Source organism: Kribbella sp. C-35 (assembly GCF_046549195.1).
Lineage (GTDB): Bacteria > Actinomycetota > Actinomycetes > Propionibacteriales > Kribbellaceae > Kribbella.
This window is the reverse complement of sequence record NZ_JAJPWG010000001.1, coordinates 2,143,052-2,161,214: the sequence shown is the minus strand read 5'-3', so window position 1 is coordinate 2,161,214 and position 18,163 is coordinate 2,143,052. Positions and strand designations below refer to the sequence as shown.

Genomic DNA, 18,163 nt, shown 5'->3' with positions numbered 1-18,163 from the left:
CCGCACATGTCGAGATCCGCGGGCCTGATCCGACGTAGCGGTATGGACAGTAACCACCCAGCATGGATCGACATCTCCGCCACCGACGCTCCGGCCTCCAGGAGCTTCTACGCCGAGCTGTTCGGCTGGCGCCTCCGGTTGGTCGAGGAGCTCGACTACGCGCTCGTCGAGCCCGGGCCCGGCACGTTGCCGGGCGGCATCGGGTCAGCGGACGAGACCCGCCCGGCGGGCATCACGACGTACTTCTCCGTGGCGGACGTCGAGCTGACGCTGATCCGGGCCACTGCCCTGGGCGCGCAGGTCGCGACCCCGCCGTGGACCGTGCCCGGTCTGGGAAAGATGGCCGTCATCCTCGACCCGGACGGCAACCGCGTCGGCCTCTGGCAGGACTAATCAGTCTGGTGCAGGCGCTGGGCGGCGGTGTCTCCTCGTTTGCCGACTGCGTGCGGCCGGTGTCGTTCGCGAACAGCGTGATCCCGCGCCACGTCGGCAGCGTCCGGAACCCGAGCAGCCCGCTCTCCTTAGAACGAGGGCGGGAATTCAATCCTCTGTAAAGGCCGACGACGGACGCGCCGGAGCTGATGGCATGGGCGGTCAGGAGGGGTAGGGTCGTTCTGCCGGTGTCACAGTCCGTTGTGTACCGGTTACGATGGCTAAGGGAGTGTCTGATGGTTCCACGCCTACTGCGGGGCACTCGGCACGGCACCTCGCCGCACGGGTGCAAAGGCCACGATGCTCCGCATCGAGACCTTCGCCCCCGCACGCCGATGCACCGCACCGAGCACCTCCTCGCGACGGCGTGGAACCATCAGACACCCCCTTACTCAGTTCTGGGGCCGCAGCGCGGATGGGAATTTCATGACTGAATCGCAGGACGCCGACGTCGACCCGCGGATGTACGAGCAGTTGAAGCTCGACCGGCCGCACGGCGCTCGGGTGTACGACTACTTCCTCGGCGGGAAGGACAACTTCGCGATCGACCGGCAGGCCGCCGAGCACCTCCTGCAGGCGTTCCCGGGCTTCCGCACCGCCGCCCTGTCGAACCGGATGTGGATGCACCGCGCCGCGAAGTACGCCGCCGAGCAGGGCATCACGCAGTACCTCGACGTCGGCACCGGCATCCCGACCAGCCCGAACCTGCACGAGGTCGTCCAGAAGATCATCCCCTCGGCGCACGTGGTGTACGCCGACAACGACCCGATCGTGCTCGCGCACTCCCGGGCCCTACTGGTGAGCGACCCGGCGGGCAAGACGGCGTACCTCGAGGCCGATGTCACCGATCCGCAGGCGATCCTGCAGTCCGACGAGGTCAAGGAACTCATCGACTTCAGCAAGCCGGTCGCGCTGAGCATCGTCGGTGTCTTCCACTACCTGCCGGACGCCCTGAAGCCGTACGACCTGGTCCGCCAGCTGGTCGAGCCGCTCGCCCCGGGCTCGCTGCTGATCTTCTCGCACTGCACCCCGGACTTCGCGCCGGACCTGTGGGAGCGGGCGATGGTGGTCTACAAGGCCGACGGCGGTGACGCGCAGGTCCGCAGCAAGGAAGAAGTCACCGAGTTCTTCGAGGGCACCGAGCTGGTCGAGCCCGGCGTCGTGTCGCCGTTCCGCTGGTATCCCGACGAGGAGACCCAGCGCCTGGTCGACAAGGGTGAGTTCACCGACATCATGTGCAGCCTGTGGGTGGGTGTCGGCCGCAAGCCGTGATCCGGAGCGCGTATCCGCACCACCTGGCGATCACGCTGCGGTGGAAGGACAACGACGTCTACGGGCACGTCAACAACGTCGAGTACTACAGCTTCTTCGACACCGTGATCAACGACTTCCTGATCCGGTCGGGTGGTCTCGACATTCACGGCGGTGACGTGATCGGGCTCTGCGTGGATTCGCAGTGCACGTTCAAGCAATCGCTCGAGTTCCCGGGCGTCGTCGACGCCGGGTTGCGGTGCGGGCAGCTGGGCAACTCCAGCGTGCGCTACGAGATCGCCTTGTTCCGTGAGGGCTCGGACGAGCCGGCCGCGACCGGTCGGTTCGTCCACGTCTTCGTCGGGCGGCACGACCGCGTCCCGGTCCCGGTACCGGACGAGATCCGCGCGGCCCTCGAAGGGATCACGGGATGATCGTGCGCGGCGCCGTACTGCGGGAGATGGGCCTGCCGGCGCCGTACGCCGAATCGCGGCCGCTGCACGTGGAGGAGCTGGAGCTCGCGCCGCCGGGGCCGGGGGAGTTGCTCGTCCGGATCCGCGCGGCCGGGTTGTGCCACTCGGACCTCTCGGTGATCGACGGGTCGCGGCCGCGCGTGATGCCGATGCTCCTCGGCCACGAGGCCACCGGCGAGGTGGTCGTGTCCGAGGCACCCGGCTTCGCGCCAGGCGACATCATCGCGTGCGCCTTCGTCCCTGCCTGCGGAGCCTGCGCCCCCTGCGCCGAAGGCCGCCCCGCCCTCTGCGAGCCCGGCGCAGCCGCCAATACCGCCGGCACGCTCCTGAGCGGCACCCGCCGCCTCACCAGCACCCGCCTCGCCGACGGGCACCGCCTGACCAGCCCTTCCGACAGCGTGCATCACCATCTGGGCGTTTCTGGGTTTGCGGATCATGCTGTGATCTCCGCACATTCGGCAGTGAAGATCGATCCATCACTCCCACCGGAGATCGCCGCGCTCTTCGGTTGTGCCGTGATGACCGGCGTCGGCGCGGTCGTGAACACGGCACAGGTCCGGGCCGGCCGCAGCGCGGTGGTCTTCGGCCTCGGCGGCGTCGGCCTGTCCGCCCTCCTCGGCGCCGTCCTCGTCGGAGCGCATCCGATCGTCGCCGTGGACGTCGTACCGTCGAAGCTCGCTCTCGCCCAGGAGCTGGGTGCCACCGCGATCGTGGACGCCCGCGACCTGGACGCGATCGAGCAGGTGCGCGCGGCGACGTCAGGCGGCGCCGACTACGCGTTCGAGACGGTCGGGAGCGCGAAGGTGCTCGAGCAGGCGTACGCCGCCACGCGCCGCGGCGGGACCACGGTCACCGTCGGACTGCCGCATCCGTCGCAGACGTTCAGCGTGCCCGCGGTCAGCCTGGTCGCGGAGGAGCGCACGGTGAAGGGCTCGTACCTCGGCTCGTCGGTGCCGTCGCGCGACATCCCGCGGTACGTCGCCCTGTACCAAGCCGGCCGCCTACCCGTCGACCGGCTGCTGACCGCGACGGTCGGACTCGACGACCTCAATCAGGCCTTCGACGACCTGGCCGCCGGCGCGTCGATCCGTCAGGTATTGCTCTTCTGAAGGTTCTCGGCGGCCTTCTGGAACGTGTGTTCGTTACGGTCCCGGGCCTCGTCCGTGTAGTTGTCACCGAAGAACTCGGCGGTCGGGACCTGCCGGATCTCCAGCAGCCCCGAGGTCTCGGGATCGTCGGAGCCGCGAGTGTCCGCCGCGATACAGCGCCAGCCCCACTCGACCGCCTCCTCGCGAGACGCGACCTCGATCAGGCAGAACCCGGCGATGAGCTCCTTGGTCTCGGTGAACGGACCGTCGATCACCCGCTGCTTGCCCTCGTCCAGCTGCAGCCGGAACCCGTGCGAGCTCGGCAGCAGCCCGTCGCCCGCGAGCAGCACGCCCTTCTCCGCCATCTCGGCCATCACCAGGCCCATCGCGGTCAGGCTCTCCTCGCTCGGCAGCTGCCCGGCCTCGGACTCTTCGTTGGCCTTGAAAATCATCATGAACCGCATCGGGACCCTCCCAAGTCGACGTTAAATCCCGAGACGAATCTATACAGCGGTGCGGCCTTTCGGGCAGGCTACGCACAGCGAGTTCGCGTACACCGTTCGTGAGTATGTCAAGTGAGGCACGCCGAGGTACCTGAGGAGTTCCCGCCCCATGCCACACCGCCCCCGCCCCAAGACCCGCCGCATCGCCGGCCTGGCCTGTGCCGGTGCCGTCGTCTTCGGAGCCCTGGCCGTCGTCGTCGGTAACCAGGCCGACGCCCAGCAGCCCGCTCCGCTCCCCATCGACCAACTGCTCGGCCAGGAGCTGCAGGGCAAGGCCGCGCTCGGCCGCGTCCAGTCCCGGCTCGCCGAGATCGCCGACCAGAACAAGTTGTCCACAGACAAGCTGCGCCAGATCCTGGCGAGTGACCGCACCGCCTGGCTGGACCGTGGCGGCAAGCTGTTCTACCGCGAGCCGGTCGCCACCGCGGCCGAGCGGAAGACCGGAGCCGCGGCATCGCCCCGCTGGGCCACGCAGGCGGTCGCTGCCGCGACCGGTCCGGCGTTCGAGCTGCACAGCAAGCCCGGGTCCAACCGCGTCATCTACCTCGACTTCGACGGCCACACGATCACCGGTACGGCGTGGAACACCAACGGCAAGCCGTCCACCGTGAACGTCACGCCGTACGACACCGATGGGAACACCAGTAACTGGAGTACGGCAGAGCAGGACGTCGTACGCGATGTCTGGGCTCGCGTCGCGGAGGACTACGCGCCGTTCGACGTGGACGTGACGACGCAGCAGCCGGCTGCCGCCGCGATCACGCGGTCCGGTGCGTCCGACCAGCAGTACGGGACGCGGGTGCTGATCGACCCGACCACCTGGTACCAGTCCGGGTGTGGGTGCGGCGGGGTCGCGTACGTCGGCGTGTACGACAACACCAGCAACCACTCGTACTACCAGCCCGCGCTGGTCTTCACCAAGGGCGTCGGGACCGGTGCGAAGAACATCGCCGAGGCCGCGTCGCACGAAGCGGGCCACAACGTCGGCCTCTCGCATGACGGCACCGCGTCCGTCGGGTACTACGCCGGCCACGGCGCCTGGGCGCCGATCATGGGCGTCGGGTACTCGAAGGCGATCAGCCAGTGGAGCAAGGGCGAGTACACCGGAGCGAACAACAAGGAAGACGACTTCGCGGTGGTGGGCCAGAACGGGCTGGCGCTGCGGGCCGACGACCACGGCAACGGCACGTCGGATGCCACCGCGTTGACGCTCGGGACGAGCGTGAAGGGTGTGTACGCCAACGACTCCGACGTCGACACCTTCCGGATCGACCTGGCGGCCGGCACCTTCAACTTCGCAGCCGCTGCGGCCGCGTCCGGCGCTGACCTGGACATCAAGCTCCAGTTGCTGAACTCGTCGGGTGGTGTCGTCGCCACCGCGGACCCAGCAGCCGGGCAGTCCAACTCGGCCACCCCGACCGGGCTGAGCGCGAGCATCAGCCGCCAGGTCGCGGCCGGCCGCTACTACCTGCGGATCGAGAACACCGGGTACGGCAGCCCGCTGAACACCGGCTACTCGACGTACGGCAGCCGCGGCGCCTACACCGTCCGCGTCACCGCCGGCTGATACCTCTTTGACCACCCCGGGGCCGCCGATCCCACCGAGATCGACGGCCCCGGGGGTCTTGGGGGGACCGCCCGCGGGGGGGACGTGAGGAGGAACCCGTAGTGAACAGAATTCGCCGCACCGGCGCACTTGCGTGTGCTGGTGCTGTTGTTTTCGGAGGGCTGGCTGTCGCGCTCGGCACCCAGGCCGATGCGCAACAGACACCGATCGACCAGTTGTTGTCGCAGCCGCTGGCCGGCGGCTCGGCGCTCGGCAAGGTTCAGTCGCGGCTGGCCGAGGTTGCCGCGCACAACGGCCTGCCGACGGACCAGTTGCGGCAGATCCTTGCCACCGACAAGACCGCATGGCTCGATGCCGACAGCAAACTGTTCTTCCGCGAGCCCGGTCTGACCGCCGCGCAGAAGGCTCCCGAGGCGTCACCGCGCTGGGCGAGTACGGCGGCCGCCGCTGCGACCGGCCCGGCGTTCGAGCTGCACAGCAAGCCGGGCTCGAACCGGGTCATCTACCTGGACTTCGACGGCCACACCATCACCGGTACGGCATGGAACGCGTCGAAGGGCGTCGATCCCGTCAACGTCTCGGCGTACGACACCGATGGCGATCCGGCTGGTTGGAGCACTGCCGAGCAGGACGTCGTCCACGAGGTGTGGGCTCGAGTCGCGGAGGATTACGCGACCTTCGACGTGGACGTGACGACGCAGGAGCCGGCGCAGTCCGCGATCGACCGGTCGGGCGCGTCCGACGAGCAGTACGGGACGCGCGTACTGATCGATCCGGACACCTGGTACCAGTCCGGATGCGGTTGCGGCGGCGTCGCGTACGTCGGCGTGTACGACAGCACGAGCCAGCACGACTACTACCAGCCGGCCCTCGTGTTCACGAAGGGCGTCGGCACCGGTGCGAAGAACCTCGCCGAGGCGGCGTCGCACGAGGCCGGGCACAACGTCGGCCTCTCGCACGACGGGACGTCGACGGTCGGGTACTACCAGGGCCACGGCGCGTGGGCGCCGATCATGGGCGTCGGGTACTACCGCGGCATCAGCCAGTGGAGCAAGGGCGAGTACGCCGACGCGAACAACAAGGAAGACGACTACGCGGTCGTCGGCTCGCACGGACTCGCACTGCGTACGGACGAGGCCGGTGACACCGTCGGAGACGCTGCGGCGCTGACCGTCGGTACGCCGGCGTCGGGCGTCATCGCGGCCGAGAACGACACCGACGTCTACCGCGTCGACGTGAGTGCCGCCGGCAACTACACCGCGACGGCGAGCTCCGCTCCAAGCGGCGGCAACCTCGACCTCAAGCTCGACCTGCTGGACAGCGCCGGCGCGGTCGTTGCCTCGAACGACCCGGCCTCCGGACAGAGCGACGCCGGTACGCCGACGGGTCTCGGCGCGAGTGTTAGCGGCAGCCTTCAGCCGGGTACGTATTACCTGCGGATCGACAACGTGGGCTACGGCGACCCGCTGAACACGGGCTACTCGACGTACGGCAGTCGCGGCGCCTACACCCTCGGAGTTTCGCCCTCCTGAACCCTGTGGCTGGTCGGCCTCTGGCGGACCGACCAGCCACAGGCCTCTTCTAGAGCGCCGTTTCTAGAGCGCCCTTTCTAGAGCGCGCGCTCGAGCGCCCCGGTCAGTGCGATCGGGCTGACCTCGAGCCGGTCGAAGCGCCAGCCCTTCTCGGTCCGGCGCGCACGGTACTGGTGGACGGCGGCCGCGATGGCCTCCGTCTTGTCGTCGAGAACGTAGACCGCGATGTCGTGCGCGCGCACGGTCGCGGTGTCGCCCTGGATGTCGATCACGAGGTTCGACTTGTTGTGCAGCGTGCGGGCGTTATCGTCGTGTCCCGCCCGCACCAGGTCGACGAGCGCGTCGATGCCCGCGACCTCGCCGCGGCGGGACTCGACGACTACGTCCTCGGTGAAGAGGCGGTCGCTCTCGTCGTACCGGTGCTCGTCGATCCACAGGCTGTGGCGGGCGACCAGGTCGGCCAGTTCGCTGCGGTCGGCGAGCTCGCGGATCAGGGCTTCGGTCGCGGTCATAACGTGCTCCTTGAATGATTAGTCTTACTAACGTTGGCTCTACCAATGAATGTAGATCGTTAGTCCGACTAACGCAAGCGGCGTATGCTGGCGCCATGGAGGACGGCGAGGAGCTGCGCTTCGACCGTGGCGCGGAGACGCCGGAACGCATCAAGGCGCAGCTGTCACGGCTGGTCGGGCTGACGGCGGCCCAGACTGCCCGGGCCTCCGGCGACGCGCTCCGGGCAGTCGGCGCCCACAAGGATCACTTCGTGGTGCTCGCGGCGCTCGCCGAGTTCGGCCCGGCGAGCCAGTCCGCGCTCGCCGGCCGCGCCCGCGTCTACAAGAGCGATCTCGTCGCGGTCCTGAACGAACTCGCGGACGGCGGCTGGATCCGCCGTACGCCGGACCCCGCCGACAAACGCCGCAATGTCATCACGATCACGGACACCGGAGTACAGCGGCTCGCCGAGCTGGATCAGGTGCTCGCCGGTGTGCACGCCCACATCACGGCGCCGCTGACCCGCGAGGAGCGCGACCAGTTGTTCGCGCTCCTCAACCGGGTCAACACCCACCTCGCGGGCCCGCCCGCCTGATCAGGCTTTGAGCAGGTGCTTGGCGGCCAGCTGAGCCAGCGCGGCCGCCTGGTCGGCGAGGACCGCGTCGTCGAACCGGACGAGGCTCGAATGGTTCGAGGGCGCTTCCTCCTCCGAGACGTCGTCCGGCCGGGCGCCGACCATCACGAACGTGCCCGGCACCTCACGCAGCACCATCGAGAAGTCCTCGGCGCCCATCAGCGGGTTGTCCAGCTGCTGCACCCGCTCCGCGCCGAACAGGCCGGTGAGGAGGTCCGCGGTCTCCGCCGTACGCCCAGCGTCGTTCACCGTCACCGGATACTGCGGGTCGAGCCGCGCGTCGACCGTGCATCCGTGGGCGGCCGCTATCCGCTCCGCCAGCGCCGGCAGCTCGCGGGTCAGTTGCTCCAGCATCGCGTCCGACAGCGTCCGCACGGTCGCGCCGAGCCGGGCCGTGTTCGGGATGACGTTGATCGCGACGCCCGCCTCGAGCTGTGTCACCGTGATCACCACCGGGTCGAACACGTTCACCCGCCGCGTCGCGTACGTCTGCAGCGCGAGCACAAGCTCCGCCACCACCGGCACCGGGTCGATCGTCCGGTCCGGCGACGACCCGTGGCCGCCCTTGCCGTGCACCGTGATGTGCAGCTGGTTCGAACTGGCCATGATCGTGCCCGGACGCAGCTGGAACGTCCCCTTCGCCGCCTGCGACCAGACGTGCAACGCGAACGCCGCGATCGGCTTGTCGCCGGTGGCGCTCAGCAGGCCCTCCCGCAGCATGTATCCGGCGCCGCCGAGGCCTTCCTCGCCTGGCTGGAACATGAAGATCACGTTCCCGTTCAGCTCGTCGCGATGCGCACTTAGCAACTGCGCCGCTCCCACCAGTCCCGTGGTGTGCAGATCGTGGCCGCAGGCGTGCATGTTCCCGTTCTCGGCCGCGTACGCGAGCCCGGTCTCCTCCACCACCGGCAACGCATCCATGTCGCCCCGCAGTAGCACGGTAGGCCCGGGCTGACCGCCGCGCAGTACGCCGACCACGGAGGTCAGCTCCTTGCCGGTGGTGACCTCCAGCGGCAACCCGGCCAGCGCGTCGAGCACCAGGGCCTGAGTCTTCGGCAGCTCGAGGCCGACCTCGGGAACCTGGTGCAGCTCCCGCCGCAGCTCGATCAGCCCGGGCGCGATCGCGGTGGCTTCCTCGACGAGACTCATCAGTTTGCTCCTTCGAATGCCCATTGGCCGACGTTGGCCACGGTCCCCGGCCAGAACGCGGTCGCCCCGCCCACCGCCACGGACTTGTTGGTCGCGGCGACGGCGTGGTCGGAGTACAGCGTCAGGACCGGCATGTCAGCCTGCCACAGCGCCTGCAACTGGTTGTAGATCTTGTGCCGGGCCTCCGGCTTCGCCTCGGACTTGCCGGCCAGCAGCAGCTTGTCGCTCTCCGGCGAGTTGTACCCGGTCAGGTTGAAGGAACCGGTCGAGGAGTACATGTTCGACACGTCCGGGTCGATGTTGAAGGTCAGGCCCATCAGCACCATGTCGTGGTCCTTCGCCCGCGCCTTGGCCAGCGTGGTCGGGAAGTCGTAGTTGGTCTGGACGACGTTCAGACCGATCGCCTTGAAGTTCTGCAGCAGGATGTCGGCCGACCGCTCCCGGATCTTGTTCCCGGTCGGTACGACGAAGTTGATCTTCCGGCTGAAGTCCCAGCCCGCCTCGGTGAGCAGCTTCTTGGCCAGCGCCGGGTCGTAGCTGAGGGTCTTCAGGCTCTTGTCCAGGAACGGGCTCTGGCTGGTGTACGGGCCGTCGATCACCTCGCCGTTGCCGAGCAGCAGCTCGTCGACGATCTGCTTGCGGTTGATCGCGTGCGCGAGCCCGGCCCGCAGTCGCGGGTCCGCGAATGTCTTCACGTTGAACTGGATGGTCTGGAACCCGATCGTCGGGTTGACCTTGGTGTTGACGTCCTTGAACGCCTGGATCGTCTTCAGGTCCTGGAACGGGATGTTCCCGATCCCGCCGCCGGAGTTCATCATGATCGACCCGGTCTGCAGCTCACCGGCCAGGTTCGAGGCCGGCATGATCTTCATGATCAGCTTAGCGATCTTCGGCGCACCGCCGTAGTAGTCCGGGTTGGCGGCGTACTCGATGCTCGCGTTCTGGGTGTACTTCGTGAACTTGTACGGACCACTCGTGACGTCGGGAAGCTGCGCGAACTTGCTGTCGTCGATCTGCGCCGGTGCCGTCTTCGCCAGCACGTGCTCGGGCATGATCACCACCTTGGTGCCGATCATCTCCTTGATGTAGTTCGGGTCCACCGCGGTCTTCGTGGTGAACACGACCGTCGTGTCGTCCGGCGCGGTCAGCCCCGGTACGGCGGTCTGCCCCTTCGGAAGCTTGCCGGTGGCATCGACCCCGGTGAGCGCGGTGACGTTGCCGCCGAGCGTGGTGAGCGAGTCCCGGTTGGCGATCAGGTTGATCGTGTACACCACGTCCTTCGCGGTGATCGGCTGCCCGTCGCTCCACTTGGCGCCGGCGTGCAGCTTCACCGTGAAGGTCTTGTTGTCCTTGCTCTCCATCGACTCGGCCAGCTTCGGGACGAACTTCAGCGGCTCCGGCTGATCCAGCAGCGTGTCCATCGCGAACCGTACGGCGAACTGGCCGCCGACGTCGGACTGGTTGATCGGGTTGAAGCTGGCCGGCGGGTTCACTGTGCCGACGTACAGCGTGTCCCCACCGCCCCCGCCACTGCCGGCGTTGCCGGTGCATGCAGTCGGTATCAGCAACAGGCCGATGGCGGCCAATCCGGCGCTGAGCCGGTAGGTGGTCCGTGCAGACATAGCGGGTCCCTTCTCGAAAGGATGGGGTTCAGGTCTCGGAGCGGGACTCCATCGAGTCACGTAGGCCGTCGCCGACGAAGTTGATCGCGAGTACGGCGAGCAGGATCATCAGGCCCGGCGGGATCCAGATCCACGGCTGGCTGGACAGCACGGTGATCGACTGCGCCTCGCTGAGCATGTTGCCCCAGCTGGCCGCCGGCGGGCGGACACCCATCCCTAGGAAGCTCAGGCCCGACTCGAGGATGATCGCCTGCGCGACGCCGAACGTCGCGTTCACGACGATCGGGGACAACGCGTTCGGCAGGATGTGCCGGAACAGGATCCGCGGCGTGCGGTACCCCAGCGCGACCGCGGCCTGCACGTAGTCGCTGCCCTTGATCGAGAGCACGCTGCCGCGGACCAGCCGGCCGATCATCGGCCAGGCCAGCGCACCTATCACCACGATGATGGTGAGCAGGCTCGGCCCGAGCACGCTGACCAGGATCAGGATCACCATGAAGTACGGGAACGACATGAACACGTCGGTGATCCGCATCAGCACCTGGTCCACCCAGCCGCCGTAGTACCCGGCGAGCAGACCGAGCAGGACGCCGATCACGACGTACACGACGACTGCTCCGACGCCGACGCTCATCGACACCCGGGCGCCGTAGATCAGCCGGCTGAGCACGTCCCGCCCGACCGAGTCGGTGCCCAGCAGATGCGCGCCCGACGGCGACGACTCGAACTTGTCGAAGATCCGGTTCGGGTCGTGCGGCGCCAGGAGCGGCGCCAGCGCGGCCATCAGCACCATCAGGACGACGATCGCCAGCCCGGCGACGGCCAGCCGGTGTCGCCGGAACCGCCGGATCATCAGCCGCGTGGACGACTGGCCGGTCTCGGGCTCGAGCCGCTTATGCATAGGCAACCCTCGGGTCCACCACCGCGTACGCGATGTCGGTGAGCAGGTTGGCGGCGAACACGGCGATCGCCGCGATCAGGTTGATGCCCATCAGTACGGCGTAGTCGCGGGCGCCGATCGACTGGATGGTGAGCAGCCCGATCCCGGGCCACTGGAAGATCTGCTCGGTCACGATCGCGCCGCCGATCAGCGCGGACAGATCGATCCCGATCACCGTCACGACCGGGATCAGCGCGTTCCGCAGGGCGTGCTTGTTGGTGATGACCGACGCGGCCAGACCCTTCGCCTTCGCGGTCCGGATGTAGTCCTGGCCGAAGGCGTCGATCATGCTCGACCGGACGTATCTGACCATGCCGGCCGCGACCGCGGTGGCGAGCACGACGACCGGCAGGACGAGATGCGAGACCCGGTCGGCGAACCCGCCTCCGCGTCCCAGGGTCACCATGCCGCCGGTTGGGAACCAGCCCAGCGTGAGCGCGAACACGTAGATCATCGCCAGGCCGAGGAAGAAGTGCGGCACCGAGATGCCGAGGAACGACGCCCCGACGACCCCGTAGTCGGCGGCCGTATTGCGCCGCCGGGCCGCGAAGATCCCGATCGGGATCGCGACCAGGTAGGCGACGACGAGCGACGTACCCATCAACAGCAGAGTCGGGCCGATCCGGTCGGCGATCAGCTGGGTGACCGGCTCGCGGTTCTGGAACGAGACGCCGAGGTTCCCGTGCAGCAGTTGGGTGAGCCAGTTGAGGTATTGGACGAAGACCGGCTTGTCCAGCCCGAGCGCGGCTTCGGTGCGGGCGACGTCCTCGGGAGTCGCGGTCGGGGAGAGATACAGGTCGGCCGGGCTGCCGGGCGCGAGGTTGATGATCAGGAAGTTGATCAGGGTCACGCCGAGCAGGACCGGGATTCCGATCAGGATGCGCCGGATGAGGTAGGAGACCATCAGCTCGCCTCCTGGACCAGCGGGAAGTGGCAGGCCACCTGATGCCTGGCACCTCCCGCGGCGTTCAGGGCCGGAGCCTCGGTCCGGCAGATGTCCTGTGCGTACGGGCAGCGGGTGTGGAACACGCAGCCGGGAGGCGGATTCGCTGGGCTCGGCACGTCGCCCTCGACGATGATCCGCTCCCGGTCGCGCAGCCGCGGGTCCGGTTCGGGGTAGGCGTCGAGGAGGATCTCGGTGTAGGGATGCTTCGGCCGGGCGAAGATCTCCGCGGTGGTCGCGGTCTCCATCACCTTGCCGAGGTACATCACCACGATCCGGTCGCTGATGTACTTGATCGCGCCGAGCCCGTGGCTGATGAACACGTAGGTCAGGCCGAACTCGCCCTGCAGATCCTTGAGCAGGTTCAGGACCTGGGCCTGGATCGAGACGTCGAGCGCGGACACCGGCTCGTCGCAGACGATCAGCCTCGGTTCGAGCATCAGCGCCCGCGCGATGCCGACCCGTTGCCGCATCCCGCCGGAGAGCTCGTGCGGGTAGCGGTCCAGGGAGAGCTTCGGGAGCCCGACGGTGGCCAGCATCTCGGCAGCCTTCGCCCGCGCGCCGGCGCGATCGAGACGCTTGTGCGCGATCAACGGCTCGGCCAGCAGATCGCCGATCCGGATCTGCGGATTCAGCGACGAGTACGGATCCTGAAACACCATCTGCAGTTCGGTCCGCAACCGCCGCATCCTCGCGGTCGACAGTGTCGCGATGTCGGTCCCGTCGAAGAGCACCGAGCCTGACGTCGGCGGCTCCAGCCGTACGACGGCACGCCCGGTGGTGCTCTTCCCGCATCCGGACTCGCCGACGATGCCCACCGTCTCACCCGGGTACACGTCGAAGCTCACCCCGTCGACGGCACGTACGTGCCCGACCGTCCGGGCGATGACACCTTTGCGAATCGGGTAGTACCGCCGGAGGTCTCGCACCTGCAGCAAGGGGCCGACGTCCTCCACGGCCGTCATGCGGGGACCGCCGTTCCGGTTTCGTCGTACAGCCAGCAGCGGACCGAGTGCGCGCCCTCGCCGACGCCGGCTAGCGGGCGGAGCGCCGGCAGATCCGTCGCACACCGGTCCATTGCCTGTGGACATCGCTCGCGGAAGCGGCAGCCCTCCGGTAGGTGCAGCAAGCTCGGGACGGAGCCGGAGATCGGGGTGAGCCGGTCCCCGGCCGGGGTGGTGATGTGCGGGATCGACTTCAGCAGGGCGACCGTGTACGGATGCTTGGGCTGGTCGAACAGCGTGTAGACGTCGGTCTCCTCGACGACCTGCCCGGCGTACATCACCGCGACCCGGTCGGCCATCTCCGCGACCACGCCGAGGTCGTGGGTGATGAAGATCGTCGCCGTACCGGTTTCCGCGCTCAGCTCCCGCATCAACCGCAGGATCTGCGCCTGGATCGTCACGTCCAGCGCCGTCGTCGGCTCGTCCGCGATGATCAGCTTGGGCCGGCAGCTCAGCGCCATCGCAATCATCACCCGCTGCCGCATTCCGCCGGACAGCCGGTGCGGATGGTCGTCGACGACCGCACCCGCCCGCGGGATGCCGACCTTCTCCAGCAGCTCGATCGCCCGTTGGCGGGCCTCCGCCTTGGTCAGCCCGAGATGCAGGATCATCGTCTCGGCCAACTGGTCGCCGATGGTCAGCACCGGGTTCAGCGATGTCATCGGCTCCTGGAAGATCATCGCGATCGCATGCCCGCGAATCCGGCGTAACTCCGGCTCCGGCAGACCGGCGAGATCCTGACCCTCGAACAGCACGGAGCCCTCGGTGACCCGGCCGTTCGCGGCCAGCAGGCCCATGATCGACAGCGCGGAGACCGACTTCCCGCTGCCGGACTCGCCGACCAGACACAACGTCTCCCCGGCCGCCACGGTGAATCCGACTCCGTCCACCGGCGTGACCGGACCCTGGTCGGTCGTGAACTCGGTCCTCAAGCCGTCGACCCGGAGCAGGGTGGAAGCAGAGACAGCAGGCGTAACTGACAAGCGATCCTCCGTGGGGCGTCGAAGAACTCACTGGCCGGAGCCGGAACTTCTGGCTCTGGACATTGGATACTGTCATCCGGGCACTCAGGATGCTCCTCCCTCCGCGTAATCGATCAAATCCTTGTCATGACATCGCAGGGAACTTGCGTGACCGCCGTGACGCATGCGCAGATTTTGAGTTGTGGACGACGTAGATTTCCTGCTGGTTAACGCCTTACAGCACCGCCCGCGCGCGAGTTGGTCCCAGCTCGAGGCGATCGTCGGCGGTGATGCGTCGACCCTGTCGCGCCGCTGGAGCCGGCTCGTCGACAGCGGCCTGGTCTGGAGCTCGTGCTTCGCGGTGAGCCCAGGCGATCCGGATCGCCCGGACGGGCGCCTCGACTCCGCGGTGCACCCGTTGACCGGTGTCCTCGCACTGGTCGAGGTGTACTGCACCGCGGGCAGCCGCGAGAGCGTCATCGCCGGTATCGCGAAGACGCCGTCGGTGCTGACCGTCGAATGCACGTCCGGCGGGCCTGATCTGATCCTGACCTTGTCCTGTCCGTCGGTCGCCGAGGTCGATGCCTACGTCGCCACGGAGCTGGCCGCGGATCCCGGCGTACGGCGGACCCGGACCCACTTCACCCGCACGTTCTTCAAGGAAGGAACGAGCTGGCGGCCCGGCATCCTCAGCGAACGTCAGGTCAAGGCTCTGCAGGCGTTTCCTGCTACTGGTATCGACGCACCCGCGGTGCCTACCCGTCTGCATGAGCTCGTCATCAACGCTCTGGCCGGTGACGTCCGCCGATCCGCAACCTCGATCGCCGAGGAGATCGGCCGGAGCGTCGCCACGGTCACTCGTGCGATCGGGCAGATCCTGCACGCGCCGTGGGCGCGCACGCGGGTCGACTTCGCGCACAACCTCGTCGGGTACAACGCGTCTGTGATGGTGTGGTTCAGCGTGCCGCATCATCAACTGGAGATGGTCGGTGCCGGTCTCGCGCTGATGCCGGAGACGCGGATGTGCTGCTCGGTGGTCAACCGGGCCAACCTGGCGGTCACCTTCTGGCTCCGCAGCCTGCGTGATCTCGACGCCGTCGAATCCAAGATCGCCCGCGCCTTTCCGACTGCGCGAACCGAGGAACGCTGGCTCCTTCCACGCTTCGCCAAGCGCCTGGGCCACACCCTTACTCCTAGCGGCCACCACGCCACCTTCATCCCGCCAACCCACCCGCTGACCGCGCCGCGCTTCTGATGTTCTGCAGGTGGACGGGGTTGGCATGATGCGGCCTCCGAGTCTTGAAGTCGGTCAGCTGTTGTGGGTTGCGGTGGTCGAGCGGAGTTGCAGTTGGCGGCGCCACGCCGGACAGGGCTGTCTGGTGGGGAGCAGGTGCGCAGCGGGATGGAACGGGTGGTGGGAGGACGCAGGGATCGGCCTCTACGGGACTGAGGGCGTAGGTGGCTTCTGCGGTGTGGGTTTCGTGGCGGAGGTGGGCCAGGAGTTGGTTGGCGGTGGCAAGGGAGTTGGTGGTGGCCAGGTCTGGGGGAGAGAGTTCGTAGGTTTCCAGGTGGGCGAGGCCGGAGCGGAGGATCGACTCCAGGCGGGAGCGGGTATCGGCGCCGGGTGGTTCGTGGTCGGGGAGACGGGTGGAGTTGTAGGCGAGGTCGACCAGGAGCGGGAACTGGCCGGCGGCGGTTTGGCGGTTGAGAAGGGTCAGGGTTTCGCCGGGTGGGAAGCCGTTGCGGGTGTCCAGGTCGGTGGTGAGTTCGCGGATGGCAGGGACGAAGGCTGCGTAGTACCCGTCGGAGCGGACGGAATCGATGCCTGGGGCAACCTTGTCGATGCCTAGTCGGTGGATGAAGTCGTCGAGATGGTCCTGGGCCCAGGCCTCGGTGACGCCTTCCTCCAGTTGGCGGCTGCCGAGTTTCGTGAAGGCTTCGCGGGCTGCTTCCTGGGTGGCGTCCTCCGGGCCGAGGAAGTGCGCATGCTCGTGGAGCAAGGTGGCCAAGGATTCGCGGTAGGCGACGAGCGTCTGAGTCGGACGCCTGGCGCCTGCGTGTTCGTAGAGGTGGCGGAGTGGGTCGACGATCGACTCGCGATCGAGGTACAGGGTGCCGTCCCAGTGGGCGAGGCCGAGCATCGCGCTGGAGGACTCGATGATGTGACCGTTCCACGCGGAGCGGTCCGCGCCGGCTATCGCTCGAGCTGTTTCACCGCTCATCGCCAGCAGTTCGAGGACCGAGGTCGGGTGCGGTCCCACCGCTGTCGTCGTCACGGGCGGAACGCGGTCGCGAGCCGGGTGAGAGAGTCGGCGGTGCGGCGAAATCGCACCCGATCGTTCGGGTCCTCGGCCTGCGCCGCGAGCCGGCTGAGCTCGGTGATCAGCCAGTCGGCGCGGGCCTGCCGCTCGGCTCGCGCCTGCGTCGCGGCGGGCGGCGGGTCGAGTGGTGCGTGCGGGGTGGCGTTGGTCGGCGTACCGATCGAATGCTCCATGAGATGTCCTCCCGAGTCGTGAAGTCGGCGGAGAACATACGGAGATCAGCCCCCGAATCTGCAGGCCACTTTGGAACTGTGGATAACTCAGCGCCGGGGCGCAGCACCCCCCAGGCAGAACGGCCGACACCGCGGCACAGAAGGGTGGTTATCCCCTCGTGTTGGGGGTTCTCCCCTGTGTACGAGCAGAGAACCCACCATTCGAGGGGATAACTCCTCGAATGGTGGGTGGGTTGGTTGGGGGACTAGAAGAGCGTTGGTGGTTCGGGTTCGATGGGCTCGGGGAGGGGTGCGAGTGTGGGGACGGCTGCGGCGACCGTTGTGTGGAAACGGCGGGCGAGGTTGAGGGCTTCGGCGTTGTCTGGGGTGTGCAGGAAGATCGTGGGGGAGCGGCCCTCGGCCAGCCAGTTGATGACCAGGTCGACGAGGTACGTCCAGCCGGTGACGGTCTCGTCGACGGAGTCGCGACCGATGTAGCGGACGATCGGATGGCTGGTCAGGGCTCGGGTCCGGCGGGCTACCCGCGGCTTCTTCATCCAGGCGTCGCGCTCGGCGAGGCTGGTCGGGCGGTGGGCGAACAGCGTGCCGGTGTCGAACGGGATCCACTCCGCGTTCGCTCGCGCGAGTACGCGTTCGAGGTTGGTCGCGGCGCGGGGATCGTCGAAGAAGTCGCGGTGCCGGACCTCCACGGCGTACTGGTGTTCGCGGGGCGCCTGGTGGAGGAACGCGGCGAGGGCACCCAGGTCGGTCGGCGCGAACGCGGCCGGGAGCTGGATCCAGACCGCGTGGTTGCGCGGGCCGAGCGGCTCGATCGCGGCGAGGAACGCGCGGAGTTCGGCGTCGACGTTGTTGAGCCGGCGCTCATGCGTGATGACCTGCGGCAACTTCACCACGAACCGGAAGTCGGGCGGCGTTTGCGCGGCCCACGAAGCCACCGTCGACGCGGACGGCGTCGCATAGAACGTCGTGTTGCTCTCCACCGCGTTGCACCACGAGGCGTACGAACGCAGCTTGTCCCGCGAGGGTTGCGGCCACACGGCATGAGTCCACTGCGCGCAACCGACGTACAGCTGCATG

19 protein-coding genes are annotated in these 18,163 nt (G+C 68.0%); 8 read left to right on the top strand and 11 right to left on the bottom strand.

The window, feature by feature from the left end:
* Positions 1-6 precede the first annotated feature (6 nt).
* The 4 genes from ACLJOO_RS10985 (at position 7) to ACLJOO_RS10970 (ending at position 3,265) form a co-directional block, all read left to right on the top strand.
* Positions 7-393 carry a VOC family protein gene (locus ACLJOO_RS10985; protein WP_410786776.1) on the top strand — a complete coding sequence of 129 codons (387 nt, stop codon included), beginning with the start codon at positions 7-9 and terminating at the stop codon, positions 391-393.
* Between the two features lie 465 nt (positions 394-858).
* Entirely contained in the window at positions 859-1,704 is an 846-nt protein-coding gene (locus ACLJOO_RS10980) for an SAM-dependent methyltransferase (protein WP_410786775.1), read from the top strand.
* Positions 1,701-2,117 (top strand): acyl-CoA thioesterase, encoded by a 417-nt coding sequence (locus tag ACLJOO_RS10975; protein WP_410786774.1) that lies wholly within the window; start codon positions 1,701-1,703, stop codon positions 2,115-2,117. Before ACLJOO_RS10980 ends, ACLJOO_RS10975 begins: the two co-directional genes overlap by 4 nt.
* Complete coding sequence (locus ACLJOO_RS10970) at positions 2,114-3,265, top strand: zinc-dependent alcohol dehydrogenase family protein (protein WP_410786773.1); 1,152 nt, start codon at positions 2,114-2,116, stop codon at positions 3,263-3,265. The genes ACLJOO_RS10975 and ACLJOO_RS10970 overlap by 4 nt, the downstream gene beginning before the upstream one ends.
* Here ACLJOO_RS10970 and ACLJOO_RS10965 read toward each other — a convergent pair.
* Positions 3,247-3,699: a YciI family protein gene (locus ACLJOO_RS10965; protein WP_410786772.1), complete on the bottom strand. Its 453-nt coding sequence runs from the start codon at positions 3,697-3,699 to the stop codon at positions 3,247-3,249. The genes ACLJOO_RS10970 and ACLJOO_RS10965 overlap by 19 nt on opposite strands.
* 157 nt (positions 3,700-3,856) lie before the next feature.
* Between ACLJOO_RS10965 and ACLJOO_RS10960 the strand changes: the two genes are divergently transcribed.
* Together ACLJOO_RS10960 and ACLJOO_RS10955 are read left to right on the top strand one after the other, a co-directional pair.
* Entirely contained in the window at positions 3,857-5,314 is a 1,458-nt protein-coding gene (locus ACLJOO_RS10960) for a M12 family metallo-peptidase (RefSeq protein ID WP_410786771.1), read from the top strand.
* Between the two features lie 101 nt (positions 5,315-5,415).
* The gene (locus tag ACLJOO_RS10955; RefSeq protein ID WP_410786770.1) at positions 5,416-6,846 is read left to right on the top strand and encodes a pre-peptidase C-terminal domain-containing protein; all 1,431 of its coding nucleotides are present in this window, start codon (positions 5,416-5,418) and stop codon (positions 6,844-6,846) included.
* Between the two features lie 77 nt (positions 6,847-6,923).
* Here the strand turns inward: ACLJOO_RS10955 and ACLJOO_RS10950 are convergent, their stop codons facing one another.
* Entirely contained in the window at positions 6,924-7,358 is a 435-nt protein-coding gene (locus ACLJOO_RS10950) for a nuclear transport factor 2 family protein (protein WP_410786769.1), read from the bottom strand.
* A gap of 95 nt (positions 7,359-7,453) precedes the next feature.
* On the opposite strand from ACLJOO_RS10950, the gene ACLJOO_RS10945 reads away from it, so the two are divergent.
* Positions 7,454-7,933, top strand: a complete 480-nt coding sequence (locus ACLJOO_RS10945; protein ID WP_410786768.1) for a MarR family winged helix-turn-helix transcriptional regulator — start codon at positions 7,454-7,456, stop codon at positions 7,931-7,933.
* On the opposite strand, the gene ACLJOO_RS10940 is transcribed toward ACLJOO_RS10945, so the two are convergent.
* Genes ACLJOO_RS10940 through ACLJOO_RS10915 form a run of 6 tightly spaced genes read right to left on the bottom strand, consistent with a single transcriptional unit; the run spans position 7,934 to position 14,562 of the window.
* On the bottom strand, positions 7,934-9,121 hold the full coding sequence (locus ACLJOO_RS10940) for a M20 metallopeptidase family protein (protein WP_410786767.1): 1,188 nt from the start codon (positions 9,119-9,121) through the stop codon (positions 7,934-7,936).
* Entirely contained in the window at positions 9,121-10,743 is a 1,623-nt protein-coding gene (locus tag ACLJOO_RS10935; RefSeq protein ID WP_410786766.1) for an ABC transporter substrate-binding protein, read from the bottom strand. Before ACLJOO_RS10935 ends, ACLJOO_RS10940 begins: the two co-directional genes overlap by 1 nt.
* 28 nt (positions 10,744-10,771) lie before the next feature.
* Positions 10,772-11,644, bottom strand: a complete 873-nt coding sequence (gene opp4C, locus ACLJOO_RS10930) for an oligopeptide ABC transporter permease (protein ID WP_410786765.1) — start codon at positions 11,642-11,644, stop codon at positions 10,772-10,774.
* A complete protein-coding gene (locus ACLJOO_RS10925) occupies positions 11,637-12,587 on the bottom strand; it encodes an ABC transporter permease (protein WP_131284380.1) in 951 nt (316 codons plus the stop codon). The genes opp4C and ACLJOO_RS10925 overlap by 8 nt, the downstream gene beginning before the upstream one ends.
* Entirely contained in the window at positions 12,587-13,591 is a 1,005-nt protein-coding gene (locus tag ACLJOO_RS10920) for an ABC transporter ATP-binding protein (RefSeq protein WP_410786764.1), read from the bottom strand. The genes ACLJOO_RS10925 and ACLJOO_RS10920 overlap by 1 nt, the downstream gene beginning before the upstream one ends.
* Entirely contained in the window at positions 13,588-14,562 is a 975-nt protein-coding gene (locus ACLJOO_RS10915; protein ID WP_410786763.1) for an ABC transporter ATP-binding protein, read from the bottom strand. Before ACLJOO_RS10915 ends, ACLJOO_RS10920 begins: the two co-directional genes overlap by 4 nt.
* A 232-nt stretch (positions 14,563-14,794) precedes the next feature.
* On the opposite strand from ACLJOO_RS10915, the gene ACLJOO_RS10910 reads away from it, so the two are divergent.
* Positions 14,795-15,847: an Lrp/AsnC family transcriptional regulator gene (locus ACLJOO_RS10910; protein WP_410786762.1), complete on the top strand. Its 1,053-nt coding sequence runs from the start codon at positions 14,795-14,797 to the stop codon at positions 15,845-15,847.
* Here ACLJOO_RS10910 and ACLJOO_RS10905 read toward each other — a convergent pair.
* The 3 genes from ACLJOO_RS10905 to ACLJOO_RS10895 form a co-directional block, all read right to left on the bottom strand.
* Positions 15,807-16,868, bottom strand: a complete 1,062-nt coding sequence (locus ACLJOO_RS10905; RefSeq protein ID WP_410786761.1) for a hypothetical protein — start codon at positions 16,866-16,868, stop codon at positions 15,807-15,809. The two genes, ACLJOO_RS10910 and ACLJOO_RS10905, sit on opposite strands and share 41 nt — an antisense overlap.
* Positions 16,865-17,086 carry a hypothetical protein gene (locus ACLJOO_RS10900; RefSeq protein ID WP_410786760.1) on the bottom strand — a complete coding sequence of 74 codons (222 nt, stop codon included), beginning with the start codon at positions 17,084-17,086 and terminating at the stop codon, positions 16,865-16,867. The genes ACLJOO_RS10905 and ACLJOO_RS10900 overlap by 4 nt, the downstream gene beginning before the upstream one ends.
* Positions 17,087-17,331: 245 nt before the next feature.
* Positions 17,332-18,162: a DUF72 domain-containing protein gene (locus tag ACLJOO_RS10895; RefSeq protein ID WP_410787141.1), complete on the bottom strand. Its 831-nt coding sequence runs from the start codon at positions 18,160-18,162 to the stop codon at positions 17,332-17,334.
* Between the last annotated feature and the right edge of the window lies 1 nt (position 18,163).